Annotated in this window: 23 protein-coding genes and 2 pseudogenes; 5 read left to right on the forward strand and 20 right to left on the reverse strand. The window is 36.8% G+C overall.

From position 1 onward, the window contains the following. Positions 1–369: 369 nt before the first annotated feature. From ACTNDN_RS21275 to ACTNDN_RS21325, 11 genes are all read right to left on the reverse strand, one after another. Positions 370–1,239, reverse strand: a complete 870-nt coding sequence (locus ACTNDN_RS21275; RefSeq protein WP_441132146.1) for a phosphorothioated DNA-binding restriction endonuclease — start codon at positions 1,237–1,239, stop codon at positions 370–372. Positions 1,240–1,363: 124 nt separating this feature from the next. Further along, the gene (locus ACTNDN_RS21280; protein WP_441132148.1) at positions 1,364–2,125 is read right to left on the reverse strand and encodes a hypothetical protein; all 762 of its coding nucleotides are present in this window, start codon (positions 2,123–2,125) and stop codon (positions 1,364–1,366) included. Next, positions 2,115–2,966: a hypothetical protein gene (locus ACTNDN_RS21285; RefSeq protein ID WP_441132150.1), complete on the reverse strand. Its 852-nt coding sequence runs from the start codon at positions 2,964–2,966 to the stop codon at positions 2,115–2,117. Before ACTNDN_RS21285 ends, ACTNDN_RS21280 begins: the two co-directional genes overlap by 11 nt. A 1-nt stretch (position 2,967) precedes the next feature. Then, positions 2,968–4,893, reverse strand: coding sequence for a hypothetical protein (locus ACTNDN_RS21290; RefSeq protein ID WP_441132151.1), 1,926 nt, complete (start codon positions 4,891–4,893; stop codon positions 2,968–2,970). 430 nt (positions 4,894–5,323) lie between these two features. Next, positions 5,324–6,289: a tRNA dihydrouridine synthase gene (locus tag ACTNDN_RS21295; RefSeq protein WP_441132152.1), complete on the reverse strand. Its 966-nt coding sequence runs from the start codon at positions 6,287–6,289 to the stop codon at positions 5,324–5,326. 217 nt (positions 6,290–6,506) lie between these two features. Then, on the reverse strand, positions 6,507–7,526 hold the full coding sequence (gene fni, locus ACTNDN_RS21300) for a type 2 isopentenyl-diphosphate Delta-isomerase (RefSeq protein WP_031536458.1): 1,020 nt from the start codon (positions 7,524–7,526) through the stop codon (positions 6,507–6,509). Between the two features lie 16 nt (positions 7,527–7,542). After that, complete coding sequence (locus tag ACTNDN_RS21305; RefSeq protein ID WP_031536459.1) at positions 7,543–8,619, reverse strand: phosphomevalonate kinase; 1,077 nt, start codon at positions 8,617–8,619, stop codon at positions 7,543–7,545. A 15-nt stretch (positions 8,620–8,634) separates the two neighbouring features. Next, positions 8,635–9,624, reverse strand: coding sequence for a diphosphomevalonate decarboxylase (gene mvaD / locus ACTNDN_RS21310; RefSeq protein WP_031536460.1), 990 nt, complete (start codon positions 9,622–9,624; stop codon positions 8,635–8,637). A gap of 24 nt (positions 9,625–9,648) precedes the next feature. Beyond that, complete coding sequence (gene mvk / locus ACTNDN_RS21315) at positions 9,649–10,599, reverse strand: mevalonate kinase (RefSeq protein WP_031536461.1); 951 nt, start codon at positions 10,597–10,599, stop codon at positions 9,649–9,651. A 64-nt stretch (positions 10,600–10,663) separates the two neighbouring features. After that, positions 10,664–12,013: a tripartite tricarboxylate transporter permease gene (locus tag ACTNDN_RS21320; RefSeq protein ID WP_031536462.1), complete on the reverse strand. Its 1,350-nt coding sequence runs from the start codon at positions 12,011–12,013 to the stop codon at positions 10,664–10,666. After that, positions 12,013–12,258, reverse strand: coding sequence for a hypothetical protein (locus ACTNDN_RS21325; RefSeq protein ID WP_031536463.1), 246 nt, complete (start codon positions 12,256–12,258; stop codon positions 12,013–12,015). Before ACTNDN_RS21325 ends, ACTNDN_RS21320 begins: the two co-directional genes overlap by 1 nt. Before the next feature lie 321 nt (positions 12,259–12,579). On the opposite strand from ACTNDN_RS21325, the gene ACTNDN_RS21330 reads away from it, so the two are divergent. Next, complete coding sequence (locus ACTNDN_RS21330) at positions 12,580–12,900, forward strand: hypothetical protein (protein ID WP_414630350.1); 321 nt, start codon at positions 12,580–12,582, stop codon at positions 12,898–12,900. 319 nt (positions 12,901–13,219) lie between these two features. Here ACTNDN_RS21330 and ACTNDN_RS21335 read toward each other — a convergent pair whose 3' ends face one another. Both ACTNDN_RS21335 and ACTNDN_RS21340 read right to left on the reverse strand, forming a co-directional pair. Beyond that, positions 13,220–13,930 (reverse strand): GNAT family N-acetyltransferase, encoded by a 711-nt coding sequence (locus tag ACTNDN_RS21335; RefSeq protein WP_048719076.1) that lies wholly within the window; start codon positions 13,928–13,930, stop codon positions 13,220–13,222. Between the two features lie 856 nt (positions 13,931–14,786). Then, a pseudogene (locus tag ACTNDN_RS21340) lies at positions 14,787–14,882 on the reverse strand (dihydropteridine reductase); the annotation flags it as partial. 93 nt (positions 14,883–14,975) lie between these two features. Between ACTNDN_RS21340 and ACTNDN_RS21345 the strand changes: the two are divergent. After that, positions 14,976–16,553 (forward strand): FAD-dependent oxidoreductase, encoded by a 1,578-nt coding sequence (locus ACTNDN_RS21345; protein WP_441132157.1) that lies wholly within the window; start codon positions 14,976–14,978, stop codon positions 16,551–16,553. Between the two features lie 82 nt (positions 16,554–16,635). Here ACTNDN_RS21345 and ACTNDN_RS21350 read toward each other — a convergent pair. The 5 genes and pseudogenes from ACTNDN_RS21350 to ACTNDN_RS21370 all read right to left on the reverse strand — a co-directional run. Beyond that, positions 16,636–17,217: pseudogene (locus tag ACTNDN_RS21350) on the reverse strand (ABC transporter ATP-binding protein); the annotation flags it as partial. A gap of 242 nt (positions 17,218–17,459) precedes the next feature. Next, on the reverse strand, positions 17,460–17,801 hold the full coding sequence (locus ACTNDN_RS21355) for a DUF1048 domain-containing protein (RefSeq protein WP_349204733.1): 342 nt from the start codon (positions 17,799–17,801) through the stop codon (positions 17,460–17,462). Beyond that, positions 17,798–18,142, reverse strand: coding sequence for a PadR family transcriptional regulator (locus ACTNDN_RS21360; RefSeq protein ID WP_235252007.1), 345 nt, complete (start codon positions 18,140–18,142; stop codon positions 17,798–17,800). Before ACTNDN_RS21360 ends, ACTNDN_RS21355 begins: the two co-directional genes overlap by 4 nt. Before the next feature lie 168 nt (positions 18,143–18,310). Then, the gene (locus tag ACTNDN_RS21365; RefSeq protein WP_349204730.1) at positions 18,311–19,282 is read right to left on the reverse strand and encodes an NAD(P)-dependent alcohol dehydrogenase; all 972 of its coding nucleotides are present in this window, start codon (positions 19,280–19,282) and stop codon (positions 18,311–18,313) included. Between the two features lie 91 nt (positions 19,283–19,373). Then, complete coding sequence (locus ACTNDN_RS21370) at positions 19,374–19,949, reverse strand: Crp/Fnr family transcriptional regulator (protein ID WP_235252005.1); 576 nt, start codon at positions 19,947–19,949, stop codon at positions 19,374–19,376. A 267-nt stretch (positions 19,950–20,216) separates the two neighbouring features. Between ACTNDN_RS21370 and ACTNDN_RS21375 the strand changes: the two genes are divergently transcribed. From ACTNDN_RS21375 to ACTNDN_RS21385, 3 genes are all read left to right on the forward strand, one after another. Continuing rightward, positions 20,217–21,248, forward strand: coding sequence for a fatty acid desaturase (locus ACTNDN_RS21375; protein WP_441132159.1), 1,032 nt, complete (start codon positions 20,217–20,219; stop codon positions 21,246–21,248). A 113-nt stretch (positions 21,249–21,361) separates the two neighbouring features. Then, positions 21,362–22,495, forward strand: a complete 1,134-nt coding sequence (locus tag ACTNDN_RS21380; RefSeq protein ID WP_235252003.1) for a sensor histidine kinase — start codon at positions 21,362–21,364, stop codon at positions 22,493–22,495. Beyond that, complete coding sequence (locus ACTNDN_RS21385; RefSeq protein ID WP_235252002.1) at positions 22,492–23,091, forward strand: response regulator transcription factor; 600 nt, start codon at positions 22,492–22,494, stop codon at positions 23,089–23,091. The genes ACTNDN_RS21380 and ACTNDN_RS21385 overlap by 4 nt, the downstream gene beginning before the upstream one ends. Positions 23,092–23,166: 75 nt before the next feature. Here the strand turns inward: ACTNDN_RS21385 and ACTNDN_RS21390 are convergent, their stop codons facing one another. Both ACTNDN_RS21390 and ACTNDN_RS21395 read right to left on the reverse strand, forming a co-directional pair. Next, positions 23,167–23,883, reverse strand: coding sequence for a dihydropteridine reductase (locus tag ACTNDN_RS21390; protein WP_235252001.1), 717 nt, complete (start codon positions 23,881–23,883; stop codon positions 23,167–23,169). Positions 23,884–24,454: 571 nt separating this feature from the next. After that, complete coding sequence (locus ACTNDN_RS21395) at positions 24,455–25,297, reverse strand: hypothetical protein (RefSeq protein WP_235252000.1); 843 nt, start codon at positions 25,295–25,297, stop codon at positions 24,455–24,457. Positions 25,298–25,456: the final 159 nt, after the last annotated feature.

A 25,456-nucleotide genomic window follows, 5' to 3' on the forward strand; every position in this document is an offset into this window, starting at 1 on the left:
AAGTAAGCAACAAGCAGCTTAAAAATTTTATAGGAGATAAAATTCTGTAAGTCTGTGTTTCTTTAAAAGCTCGAATTATGAAATTAACTCAAGTATTTGATTATTAAAAATTAAGTATATGGATTTCTATCATCCTTAAATTATATCCATTAAGATAATATATAGTGGGGAAGGGATTTAAATACCTTTACTTACTAATACTTAGTAAGACTGTTTTAATAAAATGTATTTAAATAGCTACTTCTAATAAAAAAGTGTCCCTACATAAAATGTAGAGACACTAAAATATACAATCCGTCTATGTTATAGAAGATTAAAAAGAAATACTTTTGATAATATCCCAACATGATTTTAACAATGTTATCTTACTCAATTAGCCCCATAACTTGGCCCACGAAATACTTCATTAACATGCCATTTTAAAAATGAATGATCAGGATAATAGTAAGACTGTATAGGTTCCCTGATCGCCTCACCATTATATCTCATCAACCACTCATCAAAACCATGTGTTCCATGTGCGTCCTGAGAAACAATCATTTTCCGTTCTGGAGAAAGTGTAAATACGCCCCTGTCAAATAATTTATGATGCAAGGAGCATAAGGCTATTCCATTTTCCTCAGTATCTGGTCCACCTGCTTGATGCCATTTGATATGAGCAGCCTCAACACCAACTAATGTATGTGCTAATCTGACATTAAATCCACAAATGGCACAGCTATACCCATATGCTCTGAGGATTTTTTCTCTAAATTTAGGATCTCTTTTCTTTCTTGTAAAGTACGAAAAGTCTAGTCCTACAGATGCCAAAATGTCCTCATGAATGGTGTCAGGAAAGTGATCCTCCAATATTAATTGTGATATATCCTGAATAAGACTTGGATTCGAAAGTAATAAATCAAAGACTTCAGGGGTGAACCCTGCTGACACATTAGCATCCAATAATTGACGATTATTCGGACTCTTTTCATTCACTTCTTTATCTAGGGCCCAAATTCCATCTCTCTTTAAACGAATAAATGGCTCTTCTGGGTGATAAGACTTTCGGATAGGACCAAATTCTTTTAGTAATTCTGTTAACCTCTCCTTTGTAACCTCATATCTTATAAATCTTTCCTTCTTAGCTTGAAGTTGTCCTAATGCATACAAAATCAATAAAGGTTTATGTGGGGCGCGCTGATCACCCTTTTTCCAAATTGCTAGATTATTAATTCTTTCTTTTAGTTCTGTAGAATTCATTTGACATGCCCCCACTTACCAAAAGTTTTTCTTTAAATGTAAAAGACACCAAAAAGGACACTTCTTGCTTGCTTTTTTAACTAATCAAACACATAGCTCATGTCCTTACAAAAGATAATAGTATTTATGCTGATATCTCCATACTTGAAAGATCATAATAATAACTCAAATATTTCAAAAAGACTTCCTTTAATTCCTCTTTCTCTAACATAGGAGACATAATAACCGGGTAACTTTTATTAAATTCGAAGATAACCCGTCTGCCCACGCGTTCATCTTTTCCTAAATCATTCCGACCAGTAATTTTTGCTTTCATTACTTTAGAAAGATTTAATTCATCAATAATGTCTAAAATATTTTTTAGAAATTGATCGTTTCGAAAGATCTCATACTTAATAATGTAATTATATAAGTCCAAATTTTCTACTATTAGACTATAATAACGGCGGCGTTCCTCTTCACCATTTATAAGATCATTTATATACTGTGCACCAAGAACACATTTATAAATATAGTTTTCCCAGTCAAACTTTTTCAGTATTATATTATTGAAATGATTTATCCCCTCTTTGATTTGGGGATAATTCTCTAACAAGTAGTCACGTTTCCTAGTAACTAATAAGGAATGCCAAAATAATTCTTCAAAGTGAATATCCCGGTCTGTCGTCAAATAGGAAGTACTTAAAATATGGAAGGCTTCATAAAATAGTCTTTTTCTTTCTTCTTCATTTCCGTGCGCCATATAGATTGGAAAATCCGGTGCTTCTTGAATATGCACTACATTTCCAGAGAAATATTCTTCTTTTAGGAGAATCTGGTCCTCTAAAAAGTCTTTATAGAATTGTTGATTATTTTTATAACCTTTTTCTAAAAGTCTAATTTCCATGTGAAATTAACCCCTTTACTGTAGACGTATACTTTTCAATAATACGATCTGATATCTTATACACTACTTCATCAATCGATTCCATGCTAATATCTTCAACCATTTTATTTTTCATTAAATGGTATAATTTCAGCTCTAAAGGATTGTTTGGAGGATCAATTTCCTCTAAATCCACACAACCATCTTCATCTCCGTTATTTACAATAAATTGGTGAATTGCCATGTGTAATCCAGTATAAACATAAGGGTTATTTAATGTACTACTTTTTGGTATGTCATTAAATTGAAATTCTGGGTCTTTATAATGGATGACAATGGTTTCATTTCCAAGTTCAAATTTAATATCTGATTTAAGATTAGGATCTACTTTCTTTTCAAATAGCTCAAAAGGTTTTGTACTGCTACCTTCAAACATGACAACATTTGAAAAGCCTAATATGGAATGCTTTGGTACCACTATGTCATATTTGAATTTATTATAAAAGCCACTTAAATCGTTGTTATCTTTAAAATTTATGTCTTCATTCGATTGAATATTTAACTGAATGGATGTTCTTTTACTAACCGATATTCTTGATTTAGCTATTTCAATTGATTTCTGGTTTATTCCTAATTTATAAAACTTATTATCTTTTGATTGAATTACTAATATGAGTTGAGCTTGTCCATTTTTTAGCAACCCATTAATAAACGGTGAATCTATTTCATATTCAAATTCAAAACGATAATGCTGGATATTTTCATGTAATGCAACATCTAAAATGAATTGACTTGTTACATAACTATTCGATGTATTAGTTAATACAGGGTATGGAAAGTTCGCGTCTTTTCTATAAATCATGTTACACCTCTACATAGTAAACAAATTTTAAAGATTTGTTATAGCTTTCTTTTAATTCAAGTTCCAGCTCTGCTACCCCTCTTGTAATTCGAACATTTTTTATCACATTATCTTTGATGTTATAGGTTATACCTGAATTTAGATCAACTACATTACTGTAGTTATCCTGAACCTTAAATTCATTAGGATATTCAACACCCATTCCATCTATAATGGAGAGCGAGAGATCACAAGACGTTTGACTTATTTGTTCACTTTTTGTAAAGTCAAATCTTAGTAACTCTTTATTACCAATTATGATACGTTCAACCATGTCTGGATGGGCGCTATATTTGGCAGTTCTTTGTTCTTCTATCTCCGTACTAATATCCGTGTCCTGCCTTTTTTGTCGTTTTAAAGGATCCCGTTTCTTTTTTGGTGGATTCTGTTCCTTTTTATTTCCCTTTTTTTCCCGTTTCTCTTTCGTAGGAACGTCTGTAGAGGCTTTTACTACTGGTCTACCATTAGAAATCATAACGGTCCCTAGAGTTTCAGAAAGATCCTTTTTGAATTGGGTTTCCACAACATATAAGATGTCTTTTGTGTCCATAGGGCCATCTGGGGGATTACTAGCCTTTATTGCTTCTTCGATAATCTTTGCAATTTCTTTTGATAGATTGTTAATAAAACGTTTAGCATGTTTCTTCAATAATGGATCTTTAATGTGGTCTGATGCTAACTTTGTATGCGACTCATTTTCTAATGATTTTAAATAGGCATCTTCATCTGCATTACCAATTACTACGGCATTAAATGGCTTATTTACATTTCCCGTAACCTTAAAATCTTCAATTTTCATACCAATAGTTCGAACTATTGCTACACGACCCTTTGGTATTTCTTCATCGTAACGGAAATATAGTTTAAAATGATAATCTTTTAAACCATTTGACACTACAAGATCTCTTGGAGTTTCTGATAGGTAAGTATCTACGTAAAGAGGTGTAAATTCTTTTTTTGCTTCCGTAATATCCTGATTATAATACTTGGAATTCTTTACATATTGTTCAAGTGTATATCGAGTAATTTTTTCATCATTAACAATTACTTCTAGCTTTCCTTGTAAAATGGATACAAAGAAACTATCACAAATACTTTTGATAATGTATTCCTCATTATCAAATTCTTCCCGTAAAAAAGGAATAATAATTTTTAGGCCACGCGTATTTTTTTCAAAAACACGATGAAAACTATTTTCATATGGATAAAACTTAGACTTATCGTCTGCTAAAAATTCAATATCTGAGAAATAGCCTGTAGAACGGTAGCAATGATCTTTATATACATGTTCAATTAATTGAACGGTTCCTCCTAAATGCTTATCTCCCTGCTCATCACAATTAGCAAAATACATTAAATTAATATCAGAAGCTGCATTGGAAGCTATTTTTCCAACACCATGTGAGCCTCCTCTTGAAGTCTCTACTGCTGAATCACTTTCTTCAAAGTGAACCCCCTTATTGTAAGCATAAATACCCCATGTATCACTTGGAGATCCACTTTGTCCATTTCTAGCTCCTGTTAAACCTCGCGTATTATAATCTTCAAATGAGATATATCTTACCTCTTCTTGATTAATTTTGTTCTTCATATGTTTAATCGTTTCTTGAGTATAGCTGTTACGACCTTCTAAACATAAAATCCGATCAATTACTTCATCAATACCAGGAATATCGCCCTTCTTTATACTCCCCGTCTTTATAGTTAAAATCACAGGACCATCGAAATTTAGTAACCGTCCATCCATCGCATTTTGTGTATTTTCACGAGTCAAACCTTCTACACCCATGTCATAAAATCTTTCTAGGATTTTATTAAAATTTGACTCTTCTATATTTGGAATAGGTGAGAACTTCCACCGTTTGTTTTTCACTTCTTGTTGGTTCATGCTAATCTCCTAACCTATTGTTTTTCTAGAATAGATTTTGCTTTTTGTCCGTATGAAGTTATTTATTTTGTACAGTATCATTTATAGTCTAAATGTCATATTATTACTTCAAATGCTACTCCTTCATTTTCTCAGCAAATTCCATCATGGGGTAAAGTTCAATATTTTCATATAATATAAATTTTACCTTAATAGGTGTTTTGGATCAATAAATGTTAAAAAATGTAGGTAAAAGAGGAAATATGACACAGTTCTTTTTAATAAAGATAGAAAAAATCCCCTTGATCTAATCTACGAAAAAAAACACTCATAAACGTTGAATCTTCAACGTTTATGAGTGTTTTTCATTCAAAGAAACTCTTTTTACGACGGCGGTGTAGTGGTTAGGAAAGAAATCATTCCACTCTCCCCTAATCCCATCCACATTCCCTCACTCAACAATCTCAAACCCATCAAGCATCGCACGCACTTCATCCGTCGACTTTGTGCTCATCAATTGATTTCTCAATTCACTCGCTCCTCTAAATCCTTTTACATATATCTTAAAAAAGCGATGAAGAGCTTGGAATGGACGTGGCTCTAATTCACTTGAATATTTATCATGAAGATCAAGCTGCAATCTTAGGAGATCCAAATATTCCTTGCTGCTATGCTCTTTCGGTTCTTTTTCAAAGGCAAATGGATTTTTGAAAATACCACGCCCTATCATAATTCCATCCACACCATATTGTTCGGCTAGCTTCAAGCCCTTTTGACGGTCAGGAATATCCCCATTGATTGTCAAAAGGGTATCTGGTGCAATGCGATCACGGAGCTTTTTGATTTCTGGGATGAGCTCCCAATGGGCATCTACTTGGCTCATTTCTTTTCTTGTACGCAGATGAATGGAGAGATTAGCGATATCTTGTTCCAGTATATGTGCTAACCAATCGTGCCACTCTTCTATCTCCGTATAACCAAGTCTTGTCTTCACACTTACCGGTAATCCTCCTGCTTTTGCCGCTTGGATTATTTCTGCAGCGACTTCTGGACGTAGGATAAGGCCGCTTCCCTTCCCTTTAGCTGCCACATTTGGTACAGGACAGCCCATATTAAGGTCAATCCCCTTAAATCCAAGCTCCGCCATACCAATACTCATTTGGCGAAAATATTCGGGCTTGTCCCCCCAAATATGGGCAACCATTGGCTGTTCATCTTCGGTAAAAGTTAGTCTTCCACGTACACTTTGTTTACCCTCTGGATGACAATAGCTCTCCGTATTTGTGAACTCAGTAAAAAACACATCTGGTCTCCCTGCTTTACTCACCACATGACGAAAAACAACATCTGTCACATCCTCCATTGGTGCAAGCACAAAAAATGGTCGTGGCAAGTCACGCCAAAAATTCTCTTTCATATCTATTCAAATCCTTTCAAAGGGACAAGGGGACAGACCCCTTGTCCCTAATAAGTACAAAATTCATGATTCTTTTACACTTATACCATTTTTCACTAACTTTTATCAAACTAAAGAAAATTTTAACATTATATACTATGTTAAAAATGTATGAAGTGCCTATTTAATATAGTATAGATGGCAGCCAAAAAGGAAGCAAAAGAACTCCCCTGCTTCCTTACCTAATCCTATCTGTTCCCTTCAATTCCCCAACAGTAGCTGCACCAATTCCAAACATAGTCATCTGTAATTCCAGCTCTCGAGTCTCAAAAAGTTCAATTAAATCCTCTGGTGATTCTGTAGCCTCTTTTAAAATCGACCGGGCAAAGCCAACCATATCTGATCCAAGCGCGATAGCCTTAGCAGCATCCATTCCATTTTTGATTCCACCGCTTGCGATAATCGGTTTATCAATCGCGTCTTTAACAGATACAATACATTCGGCAGTTGGGATCCCCCAGCTACTGAAAGCTTCTGCTGCTATTTTCTTGATTTTCTCTTTAGAGCGTAGTTTTTCCACTTGGCTCCATGATGTACCGCCTGCACCAGCGACGTCGATAAATGAGATGCCAACGTCGGTCAATTTTTTCGCGATGGTGCCATCAATTCCGAAGCCCACCTCTTTTGCACCAACGGGAATATCTAGCTGTGTACATACTTGCTCAATACTCCCCAACAAATCTTTAAAATTCCGATCTCCTTCTTGTTGTACAATCTCCTGAATACTATTCAAATGAAGAACGAGCATATCCGCTTCCGTCATCTCGATAATTTGTTTACATTGGTCGATTCCAAAGCCATAATTAAACTGAACCGCACCTAAATTAGCGATGATTGGAATGGTTGGTGCATATTTTCGAACTTGAAAGGATTCTCGATATTTTTCATTTTCAATCAGTGCTCTTGTAGAACCTAAGGCAAATGCCCAACCTCTTTCCTCTGCAGCAATGGCCAGATTTCGATTTATCGTCCCCGCCATTGCTGCTCCACCGGTCATCGAGCTTACCAAAAAAGGCGTCTTCATTTTTTTAGCTAAAAACGCTGTATCTAATGTAATCTCATCAAAATCAATTTCCGGCAAGGCGTTATGTAGAAAACGATACTTTTCAAGACCAGTCGATATGTTATCACCTGTTACTTTTTCATTTAAAACCAACTCAATGTGCTGGGCTTTTCTTTTATCAATTGAATCAGTCATTTTTCCAAACTCCAGTCTAATTATATTTGGTTGCAGGGAGGATATCTAATGGAACAATACCAGCATCCTGCCATTGTTTATGTAATCGTTCAAGCTTGTCTGTACTTGTAAAAGCAATTCCACAATCACCGCCACCTGCACCAGACGATTTTCCGGCGCCATAACAATTAGCAATGGCAATCAATTTTTCTAAATGAATCGTTTCAATTGCGCCACCAGTCTCTTCACTTAACTCTAGCAATGCCAATCGATTAGCGGATAAGCTAGCCATCATTAGTTCCATATCGCTCTGTTTAAACCCTTCTACCATTGTCGATACAGCATCACGGCTTTTACGTAAAAAATCTCCATAAATAGTAGAATTTTTCTGTTTAAGCGGCTCAATCTTCTTTATTAAAGAAGCTGTTTTAGCAGAACTACCAGTCCAGCCGACAGCAAGTACTAATTCTTCAGGGGCTTCTAGTGGCTCGATCTGTAGATGTGGCCACTCTTCTTCTACCAATGGAGTAATAGATCCGTTCTCTTTCAGCCTTTCTTTTAACCAGCTCGCTTTAAACGCTGTATAGTGGAGCCAACCACCATATGTCGATGCTGCCACATCTGCACAAGAACCACTCCCTTGTGTCTGATAATGAGCGATTGCAGCTAGTTTGAAAATAAGGGTTTTCGAAACAGGCAAGAAATCTCTATACAATGTTAAAATAGAGGAAACAACAGCGACAACTACGGCTGCACTTGACCCTAGTCCATATTTCCGGCCAGAATCGGCATCATCCAATTCACTCGTTATCGTCAGGGAAAAAGGCTTGGTTTCAATAGACCTTTCTTGTAAATATTGATGCACCACAGCGATTGTATTTTTTATAAAATCTAATCTTGTGTCTTCCTCTTCAAAAATGACTTGTCCACCCTCAAATCGACAAGCAACATTAGGAAGACCCAGCTGCGGCAAAGAAAGAGTCTGTTGTTCACTCTTTGTAATCTGTGCTGTAATAAACCTATCAACTGCTACAACAATCGCCGGATAACCAGGTTCTAATACCGCATATTCTCCGGCAATAAATAGTTTCCCTGGAACTTTGATTTCATGCATCCAGACTCACTCCCTTTATCCATTCCACTCTGATAAATATTCAATCCCAGGTCCTGGATGACATACAATCACATCACGGACAGAAGGCAAAGCAGCAAACTTTTCTTTAATTATCTGTTCATTCTTCGGTTCACAAAGCACTTTTACATTCGGCCCTGCATCAATGGTGAAGTAAGCTTCTATGCCTTGTTGGCGCAATTCCATGACCTTCTGCATAACGTCAAACGTTGCACTTTGCCAATATAAAAATGGCGGCTTTGCTCCTAGCATTGTAGCGTGCATTTTCAGGGCATTCGCTTCTGCGATTTCTCCTAGCTGCGTAAAATCGCGCGCTTTAATGGCTTCCTTTATCCCCTTTAAATCCTCTTCTATTGTTGCTAACCAGCCATCATAGAACGGAGACGTATCTACAGTCCGCTGCATGCCATCTCTGCTCGAAACAGACTTCGGCCCAGCTTCCACTACCACAGATAGAACAGTCACATCCCACGCTTGTTCGTCTATGATTTGTGTCGCAAACGAATCTGTTCCGTCCGTTTTCTCTCCTTTTTGCCATTCAACAAATCCGCCAAAAATAGAGCGAGAAGCAGAACCAGAGCCTTGACGAGCTAAAGCAGACAGCTCTGTGCCTGATAAATCTAACTGTAATGCTTTACTTGCAGCTGCTGCTAATGCTGCATATCCGGAAGCAGAAGAAGCAAAACCGGCAGCTGTCGGCACGTGATTCACCGATGTCACTGTTGCAAAGGTTTTAGTCCCTGCAATATTGCGTACATGATTAAGAAAAGTGGTTATTTTCCCTATCTCCTGATCCGAGACTTGGTTTCCATCTAAGACAAGAGAATCCTTTTCAAACTGATCCGAAAACTGTACCTTTGTTTCCGTATAAAAATGATCCAAAGTAATCGATAAACTACTGTTCATTGGTAAAAACAACTTAGAATCGCGTTTCCCCCAATATTTTATTAATGCAATATTCGTGTGCGCACGAGCGATCGCTTCCATTAACCATACTCCTCATTAATCTAATTAGCATTTAGCTATTGTGTATTGCCATGTTTGAGTAGCACCAGCTTGAACCAAGGCATCTGCAACCTTTTTGCCGATAGTCTCATTTTCTACTAGTGCCAAAATACAACCACCACGGCCACCACCTGTTAATTTCGCTCCTACTGCTCCAGCAGTTCGAGCTGCTTCTACTAGGCCATCTAATCCTAGATCACTGACACCAAGTAAAGAGAGCTGTTGATGTGCTTGATTTAATTTATCGCCAACCTTTTGATAATCACCAACTGCAAGTCCTAACCGTACATCTTCTGTCAATTTGCCAAGTAATGTAATGGATTCCTCGATTTGTTTCGGCTTCCTTTCATACTTGTCTCGAATCGATTTCACTGCTGAATACGTATCGCCAATCCTGCCACTATCTGCTACAACCAAATGAAAGGGAGCACCTATTTTCACCATTTCAACCTCTTGTTGTTTTTGAAACCAAATGGGATTGGCGCTAGATGCTGCCATCATATCGATCCCACTTGGCGTTCCATGAGCAAATTTTTCGGCACGTTCCACCAATGCCATCAGCTGACTATCCTTGAGACTCTGATTGAAGAAAGCAAAAAGACCGCGAACAAGTGCAATCGCAATCGCTGCACTTGAACCTAGTCCACGCCCAATTGGAATCGAGGAGGCAATCCGAATATGTAAGCCTGATGAACGTTTTTCAAGAACCTTCAATGTTTGGATGACACAATCACCAATTCCCTCCATCTTTTCAGGAATCTGTTCAATTGGTCCTTGATAAAAGGGGCTTTCGATTTGGATCGTATTTCCCCCAATCGTTTTCACTGTTACTTTTACTTCTATTTGTTTAAAAGGAAAAGCAATTGCCGGTTGCCCATAAACAACGGAATGCTCCCCAATTAAAATCAATTTACTATGTGCTCGGCCTACCGCAACTTTTTGTGGAGTTTCAAGCATCGATATCCCCACTTTCACTGAATAAATTGGATGTTTACCTAGATGTACCTCTTTTGTCTACATTTTAAAACCAAGTAATGATCCATGGTGCTGAATAAAGGATCATAAACTGAACGCCATAATTCACGCCCCAACGGTGAAGCATACCAGCAAATAACCCGATAACTAGTACACCAATAATATTAATAAAACCAGCGTCCATAAAAGCTAATAATAGCACAAGTCCGAAAAATAGTCCTAGAATTGCTTCATGGGGAACCCACCGAAACACAAAGGCACAAATTTTATGGGCGTATTTGACGGTAACAAAATAAGTGATCGCAAGGGCAATCGTTGCACCGGTAAGCGTCGCCCAGACAAAGTCTGCATTTGATAAGATATGATGCAGGTTATGCTCTGTTGTAAAGACTGGCGGCGCATTAAAAAGGGCATTAGCTGGACCAATCGCCATTGGAGACAAGGGAATACCGAGTGCAATTAAAGGAATCAAGGTTCCAGAAATATACGTAGCATTTGTCAGCCCCTCCATTGATGCAATCGCAACAGATGCTTTTTTCACCGGATCCTTTACTCTACTTGAAAAAAGTTCTCCAAGAAATATAGTCATGCCGACAGGGCTCATAATGAAGGTGATAGAACCGATAAAACTGGCAAGTACACTTGATGCGGTTTCCTGCTTTGTCAATATTTTAAAAGGACTAGGAAATCCTTTAATGGGATTTGTTTGCGCAAAATCAATCGTTTTCTTTGGAAACCTTGGCATACTATCTCGCTTTTCTTTATGTAAAAGTTCAAATATGGTCAAAATGACGGGACCAATTGTAATTCCCAAGAAAAAGGAAATGAAGACATTCGTTCCCTCAGGCACTACTCCGATTCCCCAATAGAGATGGCGCAGGCCTTCAATTAGTAAAGCAAATGGAAGAATCGATACAAGTGCTAACACTTTATTTTTGGTCATTAATGCAAGTAAAACGGCACCAATGAAAAAGAGCGGGTTTGCATATTCTTTGATGACATCAGAAAATGGTATTAAGGCTTGTGCCATAAGTAAGCTTACAGGAACCGAAACGAGCGTCCCAATAACAGAGCCAGATGCCATTTTGCGAATACTGATATCAGGCATACCATGTTTTTTTAATACGAGTGCATGCTCTACCATTGGGGTTGCCATCACCCCGCCAGGAATACCAGCGAGCGCAACTGGAATCGAATCCGTTACTTTATTAGCCACAATCGCAGAGATAAAGAAGGTTAAGACCACAATTGGCTCTACCCCTGCCAATACGATTGCTAACGTCACCGGAGCTAATACAGCTGTTTCATCTGTCCCTGGTGCAACGCCGATTATTGTATATAAAACAGCTGCTAAAACGGCAGCAGCAATCATCTCTATAATTAATACAATGTCCATTATTTTTCTCCTGTTCCCTTAAAGTTTCTTTTTGGCTTAATGATAAAACTACAAATGATAAACCCAATAAGTGCACCAGCGAGACCAAAAAACAACGGCTTCGGTGCTTCGTTTGGCGCGATAAAATAGGCACCCATCGTGGTTATAGCACAAATGGCTATTGCCAAAACCAAATCCTTTATTCGAACAAGATCCTCCCAGACCTCAATATTATCGTTTGCCTCTTGCCTATTTTTATTATCCATAAAATCAAACTCCTTGTATTTAATGATCATAAATGAGCATACTGTTAGATTCCGCTTCCCCACGAAGATTATACACTAAATCCCATATGCTGAAAACGATTCTCAATTGAATTCTAAAAAATAAAATATATTTCCATGGTTGTTATACCACAAATTACGTATGGCATAACCACTTCTTTTATTTTAAATAGTGACAGGCACCATAAATAGACAGTTGTCTTTTTATAGTGCCTGTCACCTATTTTTTGTCACCTATTTTTGATATCCATTTTGAGAATATAGGCATATGATATAAAGATTTTAAAGGAAGGGGACAAAAAAATGATGAATTTTAATCAAATAGGCATGAGGTCACATCATGGCGGTGGTGGTCATGCATCAGGTGGCCATGGTGGACACAATAATTGGCATCAACATGGCGGCGGACATCCAAATCCAAATTGGGGAAATGGTGGAAACTGGCATCATCAAGGTGGACATTATCCAGGAGGAGGATTTGCATTAGGTACTCTTACAGGATTAGCACTTGGCGCTGCCGCAACACCAACTCCTTATCCAGTACCTGCTCCTTACCCGTATGCGTATCCTTACCCATCCCCGTATCCTTATCCATATTCGAATCCTTATTATCCAGGATACTAAAGGGATCAGGGGACAGATTTCTTGTCCCCTGAAACATTAATTGTTGAGATATCATTTCTCTACAATCTTCTAAACCTTTGACCATTCCGTTTGTCCTATTATCGTTAATTAAAACGTTTACCCATCTAACAATTGAATTTTTTCTAATATGACTCTACAAGTTTATTTAGTATATTAAATTATCTGGCTTATCGCATTCTACATCAATGATTGCTTCCACTTGAATTAATCAATCGCACTTGCTTTATTGATTCCTAATTTCAGAAGAAGCTCTCCTTTAAAAAATCTCCAATATGTACCCTAGATGGAACAACATAAATTAATCCCTATTAGCATGAAATTTCAATGTCTTCACCATATAGTCATAAGTGTGACCATTAATCTGTATCTCTTTATCTTCTTGATATCCTATACGAATGTATAACTTTTTTGCATAGGGATTATCCTTGGCAACATTGAGGGATATTCGCTCATATCCTTTCTGTAACGCTAATTCTTCAGCCTTCCTCAACAATTCTGACCCAATTCCATAGCCCTGAAACTTTGGTGAGACAGAAATCGTATCAATATATAAATCTCCAATATCCGCCTCTTGATCAAAGTTAATGTTCTGATTCCTTGTTTTTCTTCTTAAACGTTCAAGTAGAGGCTTGTCCAATTGGTAAGCATCTGTGCCAGAATAAGTTACGATAATTCCAGTTATCTCGTCAAAAATATCCGCAACTATCACATTTTGATAGCTAAGACGATTGTTTTCTTCACGAAAAAATTTTGCAAGAGTCGTATGAATATTTTCCACCTTCGTTTGACCGGTTAACTGCTCAGTGATATCTCCAATTGCAAGATGAATTAGTTCTACAACTTCTTCTGCATCTTTTTTGATAGCTGGTCTGAAATTCAATTCTTCTGGGATAATATCTTCCCAACGAAGTCCAAATGTTGCACCACCATCCGTGTGACCAGCTATAAAATAAAATTCATCGTTTGTATCATATTCAAAATCATCATGCTTGAATCTATTCTTTTTCATTTATTTTACACTCCGAATGTCATATTTGATGACATAATTATAGCAAAGTAAGAAGCTGGGACCAAACTAAATAACTAATCTTTAAAGACGAACAATCTTTAATTTATCTCTTAAATAAAGCTACTTTCTCATGATGGTTATCTATGTTTTTAAATCTAGATAAGTGTAAAAACCAGTCGTTCCATTGCGCTACGGACGCACGATGCGCCGGGGAGGAAGCTAAGCTCCTCGCTGCGCTGCGGGGTCTAAAGCGTCTCTATTTCCCGCAGGAGTCGAGCGTCCTCCGCTCCATTTCACTTCGTTTTTAAACCTTTTTCTAAAAAACAAACACGAACTATAATGTAACTAAATTACATTATAGTTCGTGTTTGTTGTTGATTGAAATACTTATGTCCCAGCCTCTTTGTAATTATTTTATAGTTTTTTTATTAATATGTTTTGATGCTATTAGAATATCCCAACAATTATAGACTGAGAAAATTCAAACCCTATAACATGATTTCCAATACACAATTAATAGATTTTAAATTTCTCACTAACCATTTTGACGGATTGTGCCTAAGTCTCTCGTAACTAAATTTTAGCTCTTTAGAAGTTAGCGTTTTATATTTGTTGCAAGTTAATCCCCTTTGTTAAATAAAAAGTCCATTCGGTAATGAGCGATGAAGAAAAAAATGAAAGGCTAATCTAGATTACCAGATACTGATTGTTGATGTTTTCATCTCTTGTTACCAACTGCCTATCTACATACTATACCTAATTTACTTTTAAGCTTCTTTCCTTTGCGTAACGGAAGTCGTTACGATGAAAATGGTGAGTAAGGGAAAAATAGAAAAAAATGGTGTCAGGCAACAACCTTCCATATAAAGTCTTCCGGGCGGTCAAGTAGGTATATTTTAACCTCTAGCGTTTCCTCAATAATCTTATTTATTTTTGTCCAGTATATTTGCATTGTATATTCTCCTTACTCCATTATTTGCAAGTATCATCCTTCTAGTAAATGGAAATAATAACGGTATAACCTATTAGATGGAGGATTTATATAGTGACCACCAACACTAATTACAATGGAAAATTACCCCCTAACGCAGAATCTTATTGGATAAATACGGCTCATTTACCAGAGTACCCCCGCCTTGAGAATGACATGCAAGTTGATGTCGTTATTGTAGGAGGTGGCATTACAGGCATTACTTCCGCCTATCTGCTGGCGAATGAAGGGCTGAAAGTTGCTATTATCGAAGCAGACAAATTACTGAACGGGACAACAGGACATACCACAGCTAAAATCACTGCCCAGCATGATTTAATCTATGATGAACTAATCCGCTATGCTGGGAACACGATGGCAAGATTATACTACGAGGCAAACACCGATGCTTTAAACTTTGTTCAAGAAACGATCAATAAACATCAAATTGATTGTGAGTTCACTCAGCAAGATGCTTATGTTTATAGCACAACAGAAGAATATGCACTTAAACTAGAAAAAGAGGCAGATGCCTATAAGGAGCTTCTTATTGAAGGCGAACTCGTAAATAAACTCCCTTTCGATTTAGAAATATTTAATGCACTTGTTATGAAAAATCAAGCACAATTCCATCCACTTAAATACTTGGCTCATCTTACAAAAATAATTACCGAAAAAGGTGGATACATCTTTGAAAATACAACAGCTGTAGATATAGAGACTGGCGAACACCCCATCGTTCTTACTCGTGGAGGAGCTCGAATTACAGGAAAATACGTTCTTGCCTGTTCTCATTTCCCTTTTTATGAAGGAGCAGGACTTTACTCTACAAGAATGCATGCAGACCGTTCCTATATTATTGCTGCTAAAATAAAAACAGAATATCCAGGTGGTATGTATATTAGTGCCGATGAACCGAAAAGGTCTCTCCGCTATGCAACAATCAATGGCGAAGAAATGATTCTTATTTCTGGGGAAAGTCATAAAACAGGACAAGGAGGGGAAACACTCAAACATTACGAGGCCTTGGAGACCTTCGGCCAACAAGTATTCGGCATTGAAAATATTACATACCGTTGGTCAGCTCAAGATTTAGTTACACTGGATAAGATTCCTTACATTGGCGAAATTACCCCTGGTCAAAAAAATATATTAATCGCTAGTGGATATCGGAAATGGGGGATGACAAATGGAACCGCAGCTGCGCTTTTATTCCGAGATATCATACTAGGAAAAAAGAACAAGTACCAGGAATTATATTCTCCTTCCCGTTTTCATCCGAATCCAAGTCTGAAAAACTTCTTAACGGAAAATGCGAACGTTGTTAGTCATTTAATTAAAGGGAAATTAGAAATTCCTCAGAAGAGTATCCATCATCTAGCCAACGATGAGGGAGCTGTTATTGACATTGATGGGCACAGAAAAGGGGCTTATAAAGATAAAGAGGGTATGCTTCATATCGTAGATACAACTTGTACTCACATGGGGTGTGAAGTGAAATGGAATAATGGTGAACGATCTTGGGATTGCCCGTGCCATGGTTCTAGATTCTCGTATATAGGCGAAGTGCTGGAAGGGCCTGCCGAGAAGCCATTACAAAAATATGATTATAAACTGATAGATAATCTTACCTCAGAAGACTCTGGTTATTAAGTAAATTAAGTAAGCAAAAAAAAGTTGAAAAATGGTGTCAGGCACCATCAAAAGACAACTGTCTTTTTACGGTGCCTGACACCAACATCCAAGTCGTTAGAAAGATGGTCGTGCCTCCGCCTGCGAGCTCCTTGACTGTATTCCAAACTTCCATCCGTGCCTCAGGATCAAGCCCTGTCGTCGGTTCATCAAGAAAAATGACAGACGGCTTCCCAATTAAGCTCATGGCAATGTCAAGCCGCCGCTTCATTCCACCGGAATATTGGTCTGCCCGTCGGTAGGCTGCGTCGTTCAGACTAAATCTTTCAAGCAGGTTGTCAGCTACTTGAACCGGATTGAAAACTCCCCGTAACTTGGCGATCATGATTAGATTTTCACGACCAGTAAGCATGCCGTCTATTGCTGCGAATTGACCTGTCAGGCTAATGCTCTGACGAACATTCCCTGATTGACTCTCAACGTCAAAACCACAGATTCTTACCTCTCCCTCATCGGATCTCATCAACGTTGAGAGAATGTTGACTATCGTCGTCTTGCCCGCTCCATTTGAGCCTAGCAGTGCAAAGATTTCACCACGCCGCACCTCAAAATCTACCCCCTTTAATACTTCTTTGTCTTTAAAGGATTTTTTTAATCCACTTACTGAAATCGCTACATTGCTCATACATTTTCCTCCTTATAAAAAGCACTTGGCGAACTAGATTGCCTGCACTCAACTACTTAGCCTGACTGATATTCTGTATAACTTACTACTGAATTAAAAATATAACTGAATAGTTAAAGTGGTACTTCACCTTGGTAACAACTATTCAGTCCATATTAGCTTTATCGTTTCATTTTTCCCTCATTCATGATACCTCGTGTGGAGCCAACTTAAACGAAAATTAATTCTTTAGGCTATCGCTCTTATCCACGACCAATGGTATCATTCAACTTCTTGCGATACTTATCCTTCCAAGTTTGTTCATCCTTCACTAGCTCGTCGCAAAAAGCTGCCACATCCTCGCCTGTAAGTTCAGTAACTTTCTTCCCTTCCGCTGCTCCTTCCTCCAAGAAATCGAGAATACCGTTAAAAATACGACTGCTGTCCTTCCAGTCAGTAGGACCACCACCAGCAGTCCACATATATTTTTGGATAGCTTTATAAGCGTTGCCGTACTCACTTGGAAGTGCCTTCGCCCGTGCCTCCATCGCCTTCCATTCACGTTTATCTTCCAGACTTCCTATAATTTTTTCAAAAATACTCATATGACATTATCTCCTTTCGATTTTTTTGTTTTAAGTTCATTAATTTTGCTTGATACAAATTCCCATTTTGCCCAAAACATTTCAAGTTGCTCTTGGCCTGCTGCGTTTAGAGTATAAAATTTTCTCGGTGGTCCCATATTAGATGGCTTTTTCTCGATATCCACCAAATTGTTTTTTTCCAATCGCATGGTAATCGTATAAACAGTTCCTTCCACTACATCCGTGAAGCCAAGTTCTCGCAGCTGTTGCGTGATTTCATATCCGTAAGTTTCCCCACGGCTGATGATTTCTAGCACACAGCCCTCAAGCACTCCTTTCAGCATCTCTGTAATATTTTCCATATTTTAAAACCCCATTTGTTAGTTACTATATTTAGTAATACTCTATACCTTTAGGTAGTATGTGTTACAGATATTAAGTAATACTAACTACTAGTATATAGTAACACTGAATAGTTTGGTTTGTCAAGGGACAAGGGGACAGACCCCTTGTCCCCGAAACTATTCAACCTATTCCATTGTAATAATCACTTTTCCCTGGGAATGTCCTTTTTCAAAATACTGAAAGGCTTCCGGAACATCATTTAAAGAATAACTTCTATCCATAATTGGCTTTACTTTCCCTTCTTCTATTAGCCCATTTATAAAAACTAAATCTTGTTGATTTGGTCTTTGCAGGAAGGTGATAAATTTCTTTTTTCCAAATAGCGATAACAAGGGACCTAATAGCATCGTTTGATAGAATTGATTATTGGCTCCACCAACATGAATGAATACGCCATTTTCCTTTAGCTTTTTCTTATAGGTAAAAATAGATTGGGATCCGTTCACTCCGAATATTGTATCAAAGGTCTTGGTATCATTGACAAAATCATCTTTTTTATAATCAATCACATGATCAGCACCAAGGGATTTTACAAGGTCGACGTTTCTCGTACTGACCACCGCTGTTACTTCTGCACCCAAGGCCTTTGCGATTTGAACAGCAAATGTTCCTACACCGCCTGAGGCACCATGAATTAGTATCTCCTGTCCAGTCCTCACCTTGCCTATATTCCTAATAGCTTGTAGTGCAGTGGTTCCTGCCATTGGAACGCCTGCTATTTCTGTAAACGATAGATTACTAGGCATTAAAGCCACTGTCTTTTCATCAACAGCCACATACTCTGCAAAGGCTCCCCAACCATTATTAGCTAAGTCACCATACACCTGGTCTCCAATTTGAATTTGGGTAACATCTTTGCCTATAGCCTCCACTACTCCTGCAATATCCCCTCCAGGAATACGATATTTCGGTTTCCTCAGCCCAAATACGAACCGGACTGGCAACGGCTTCCCTGTTAAAAGAGCAAGATTTCCAAAATTAATTGATGATGCATAAACTTTTACAAGCACTTCATTATGTTTAGGTATTGGTTTATCTACCTCCCCTAATTTAAGTGTTTCTGGCATTCCATACTTTTCAGAAATAATTGCTTTCATCATTATCCTCCTTCTATTCCTTTTTCACCATTGTAGTTGGAACCTCCAAATACGGCATTGACTTAAGTTAAGAGTGAATATTCGGGAAGATTTATTGCATTCGCTTTTTGATTCTGCTTAATGACTCAGGAGTAATACCAAGGTAACTGGCTAATTGATGTTGGGGTACACGTTGGAGTAAATCGGCTCGAGTTTGAATGATTGCTTTATAGCGCTCTTTAGGGGAAGAACGAATAAATTTTGCATATTCATGTTGCGCTTGAATAAGATAAGATTCCATCATGCGACGGGTCATGGATTCAAGTTCGATATATTGCTGATACATTTCTTGTTCAGAATCAAAATCTGCAACAACCAACACACAGTCTTCTACACAATGTAGGGAGGAATTCGATACTTGACTCGCTTCTTCTATTGTAAACAACAAAATAGCTTGTTCTTCTGTAAAAAAATTTGTCGTAACTTCTTTTCCATTCACCTCCACATGATATTGCCTTACACACCCTTTCAATACAAAAAAACAATTATTAGTTGGATAATCTCCCTGTTTAATCAAGTAAGTCCCCTTTTTAAACTCCTTTATTACTATCTCTTCTATAATTGCCTGCTGCTCTTCTTCCTTCAGCGTTGTATATTTCTCCATATATTTCATGAGGATTTCTTTCATGACAGACCTCCTTTTCATTGATATGTTTTTAAAACAAGAAGTAAAAAAACATAGGCTCCTCCAAATTTGGAAAAGATATACATATAAAATTAATATGCTTGATTACTGTCATTTCAGCTTACGCTTTTCCCCTTGATTACATGACTTTTTCAAGGGCAAATTTCTCTATATGACAAATGTCATATAGCCAACATGACATGTATGTCTGCAAATATGTTTGGTACATCTTTATACTATAGATATCCATTAATAGAAGGGAAGCAAAAAATGAATATAAAAAACTTAAAACAATTGAAAACTGCTGTTGCGCCTTTTGAGAAATCCACTGTAAAGGCAAGTGTCTGGCAGCTTGCCAACACTATTGTGCCCTTTATTTTACTCTGGTTTATTGCTTATAAAAGCTTGAGTATTTCATATATGTTAACCCTTGTCTTTTCAATAGTAGCGGCAGGATTTTTGGTAAGAATTTTTATCATTTTTCATGATTGCTGTCACTTTTCTTTCTTTAAGAACCGTAAGGCCAATAAGATTTTAGGAACAATTACCGGAATCTTAACCTTATTTCCCTATAGCAAATGGCAGCATAGCCATTCTATTCACCATGCAACAAGCAGTAACCTAGATAAGCGTGGAGTCGGCGATTTATGGATGATGACGATAGAGGAGTATGAAAATGCCTCTTTAATGTTGAAAATCAAATACCGTTTGTACCGCAATCCATTCATCATGTTTATATTAGGACCTATTTATGAATTCCTATTTGCTAACCGATTCAACCGTAAAGGGGCTAAATCAAAGGAAAGACTTAATACGTACGTAACGAATATTTCTATCGTACTATTAGCAGTTCTTCTTGAAACAACGCTTGGCTGGTCTTCTTTCTTTCTTGTACAGCTGCCAATTTTTCTAATATCCGGATCTGTTGGAGTATGGCTGTTTTACGTGCAGCATACCTTTGAAGACACTTACTTTGAAGAAAATAAAAATTGGGATTATGTAAAGGCTGCTGTAGAAGGTAGCTCCTTCTATCACCTTCCAAAATGGATGCAATGGCTAACTGGCAATATTGGCTACCACCATGTCCATCATTTAAGTCCAAGGGTGCCTAATTACAACTTAGAGCAGGTCCATAAACAGACAGAACCTCTGCAAAATGTTCCAACCATAACACTAGCAAGCAGTCTTCGTTCTTTAAAATTCCGTTTATGGGATGAAAAAGACAAAAAGTTTATCAGTTTTTATGAATGGAAAAAACAAAAGAAAGCTCTTTCTGTGTCTGCAAGATCTGAAATGCAGTAAGCAGGATTAAACAACTATCCGAGCAGCAATTATACGGTTTAATGCCATTAATTGCTGCTTGATTATGTTAAAATGTATGAATAACAGCCAATAAATAACGAGGTTCTAAACCAATGATAAAAAGATTAGAGATTTTAAAAAAAAGCACCGGCATTTCTCCTTATATTTGGACGTTGCTTACCATTTTGCCCTTTTATTTTATATTCCACGCCTCTGCGGCAGTTGATGTGATAGCTGGCATCATCCTAACCATTTTATTTTTTCTATTTTACAGAATTGCGTATCTTTCAAATGGCTGGACAATCTATTTATGGCCATCCTTATTAATCGGGATATCTACTATCGCCATTTATGCATACAGCTATGTGTATTTTTCTTTTTTCCTTTCCTATTTTATCGGCAATATAAAAAAACGGATTCCCTTTTTTATCCTTTACTTTATACACTTGGGGGTTACAACATTCGCGATTTACTTCAAAATTATCATAGGTGATTCCTTGCTGATAAAGCAGCTTCCCTTTGTGCTAATCATCTGGTTTGGCGTTATTTTATTACCCTTGACCATCCAGAACCGTAAAGAGAAGGATCAGCTACAGGAAAAACTAGAAGATGCGAATAAGCGTATTTCTGATTTAGTAAAACTAGAAGAAAGACAGCGAATTGCCAGAGATCTTCATGATACTCTTGGACAAAAACTATCCCTTATTGGTTTAAAAAGTGATTTAGCAAGAAAGCTAGTTTATAAGGATCCAGAACAAGCTCGATTGGAACTGAAAGATATTCAGCATGCTTCTAGAACAGCACTAAATGAAGTCAGAAAAATGGTCTCTGAAATGCGTGGCATAAAATTAAAAGATGAGCTCCTCCTCGTCAAAAAAATAGTAGGAGCAGCTGAAATAAGCCTTACTTACGATATAGCTTCCAATCTAAGAATTTCATCAATTGCAGAAAACATTATCAGCATGTGCTTAAAAGAAGCCGTTACAAATGTAGTACGACATAGTAATTCAACCACCTGCAACATAAGGATTAGCCAAAATAAAAAAGAAACAATCATGGAAATAAAAGATAATGGAACCACTCCTTTTAAAAAAGAAGATGCACATAAAGGAAACGGGTTAGCGGGCATGAGAGAAAGATTGGATTTTATCAACGGCACGTTAGAGATTACCGCGAACGCTGGAACAATCGTAAAAATAGTCGTTCCACGTGATGGAAAAATAATAGAAAAGGAGGACATAGTATGATCCGGATTGTCATTGCCGAAGACCAACGCCTTCTTCTAGGTGCATTAGGTTCATTGCTTGATTTAGAAGACGATATTACTGTTGTCGGCAAAGCAAAAAATGGAGAAGAAGCCATTCAGCTAGTCAAGGAAAAGAATCCTGATATTTGTATAATGGACATTGAAATGCCTGCTAAAACTGGCTTGGAAGCAGCAGAAGAACTAGTGAGCCATCCATGCAAAGTCATTATTTTAACGACCTTTGCCAGATCCGGCTATTTCCAGCGTGCATTGAAAGCTGGCGTATCGGCCTATTTACTCAAGGACAGTCCGAGCGACGATTTGGCAAATAGCATCCGCAGTGTGATGGAAGGAAGAAGAATTTACGCACCAGAATTGGTGGATGATGTTTACAAAGAAGAAAATCCTCTTACAGAACGAGAAAAAGAAGTTCTTACGCTAGTTGCAAATGGCAAAAACACAAAAGAAATAGCCCAAGAACTATCCATTAAGACCGGAACTGTAAGAAATTATATCAGCATGATACTCGATAAATTAGAAGTGAAAAACCGAATCGAAGCCATCACTAGGTTTAAGGAAAAAGGCTGGTTTAAATAAAAAAGGACTAGTGACAGTCCTTTTTTTCGTTCTTGTTCTCAATCGAAATTTTCAAATGGATAAAGCAAATTTTTCTTAAAGGGACGATTCAATGGATAAAAACTTAGGCAGTTCTTGTTCACGCTTATCGAGCATAATCTGTTCAGGCTTAATCCCCTGTTCACGCAGTACTTCAATATTCTGCAGAAGGAAGTCGTCGCTGCCAACAATATAGAAGAGACCATCCTTGTCTGCCGCAAGATTTTTCACTTCTTCGTAATAGTCTTTACGATTATCAGTGAATTGTGCCTTGAACTTCTTGTCAGGTGCAGATGTAAAAATATCGGTGAATAAGAAAGCTTTTGATGAATCAATGTTTAGAGAATGAATGTGATTGACGTTGTCAGCACGTTCAAAATACTCCAGTACAATCGGTCTAAAAGTTGCCAGACCAACACCTGATGATAGCAGGTAAACATTTTTACCTTCCCTTTTCAGCGGTAAATTCGAATGCGTTTTAAATATTGCAACCTCATTGCCAACTTCAAGATCTCTTAAAATCGATTTAAACTCCGAGCACTGCTCTCTTATGCGTGTCGTAATCCCGATTGTATTTTCGTGCGGTAAGGAAGAGATGGACATATGGCGAATCAAGCTGCGGTTTGGTTTTTCTCCAGCATTGAAGCCTTTCAATGCAAAATGAGTGTGGGAACCTTCTTCCCATGTAAAGTCTTTCGGAAGCTCAAGTTGATACGTTTTAACCTCAGGCGTTTCCTCAACAATCTTATTTATTTTCGTCCAGTATATTTGCATGTATATTCTCCTTACTCCATTATTTGTATCGTACTATCTAATATACAGCAAATGATAACAGTTCTCAATTAAAAAGATTAATTATTTGAGATAATTTATGGAGTATTTTTCATTCTCGATTGCTGAACAACGATTAATTTATACTCCGCCAAGCGAAAAGGAACGATTCAACGTGTTTTTGCATCCATAAACTTGAAGAAATGAAAAAACGGATTTAGGTAATTCCAGAAATGGCCTAAGAAGAATGAAAAGAATAGATCAAGATATAATTAAATAATAAATACGAAATCCGGAATTACAAAAGGAGACCAAAATAAAAACATTCTGATCCCCTTTTATCTACAAACTGTCATTAAATAGTTAATTTTTTTTCTTTTTGAATAATAGTATCGATAGAGTAATTGTTGCATATAAAAATAAAATAATGGTAGAAACCCTTGGAAAATTACTAATTGTTATTTTTTGATAAATTTCTATTATCGAATAGAATAAGACAATAATACTGATAATTATTAAAGAAATCGACAGTACACTTTGTTTATTTTTCATAGTACACATTTCCTCATAGTTATTATTTCCAACGTTTTTCCGAACCAGGAATATCTTCATATGAATACATCGTTTTGGTTGATAAATTTAAATATTGAACCATCGAGACAATTACTGAAACACCAGGTATACTTTTTAAATATTTTTTTAAAAACTTTGTGATGTTTGCAACAGTTGGATTTTTTATAGATTTAAATGCTTGATCTATTACACCTATAAATAATAAATCTTTAAGAACACCAATTTCAAAACTTCTAAGTGAATCGACATTTCTGGTAAATTGATCAAAATATTTATTGTAAGAATTAAGTGTTTTTTCCCTGCTTAATTCTCTAGCCTTCCCCCCTCCATTATTGTATTTGTAATATTGATAATTATTACCTGCTCCTCTTGCCTTTACCCATTTACCAGTTGCTAATATCGAAATTTCATCCTTTATCTCATTATCTTCAATTTCTTTAATTGGTAAAATTTCTACTGTTGATTTTGAGATTAATTCGTTATGCATTAAATCATTCTGGGTAACTGATATAGTATCCCCTTTTACTTCATTAATTGTTACAAAATTTTCAATGAGATTTTCATTATTTCCTTCAATTTTATATTTCTTAGTAGTTACAATATCATTGTTAATCAATTCTTTATATAAGAAAACTTCCCCATTTTCTAATGTCTTATAAATCATTTCTTCATCTGTAGATTTAATAAATTCTAAAACTTCAAAAATAGTATCATAATTTTTCTCTGTTGAAGACTCAGCAAACGACTTAGTGGGTAAATAACTTAAAGTGAATGTAGTAATTAGTGTAAATACAGAAAGATAGATTAATGAGTTTTTAATCATTGATACAAACTTTGATCTCATGATATTTCTCCTTTGATTTTTTTATTATATAAAAAATTGGTAGCTTTTCCTTACCTTATCCCCCCTTATGATTGAGTCAAGTTTTTGTGGGAGTTTTTTTAGCTCCCTTTTTATAAAATAAAACTTTTAATTTTGTATCCGCTTTCTAAACATTTTCTT

The sequence above is a fragment of the Niallia sp. HCP3S3_B10 genome, assembly GCF_052064465.1.
Lineage (GTDB): Bacteria > Bacillota > Bacilli > Bacillales > Cytobacillaceae > Niallia > Niallia hominis.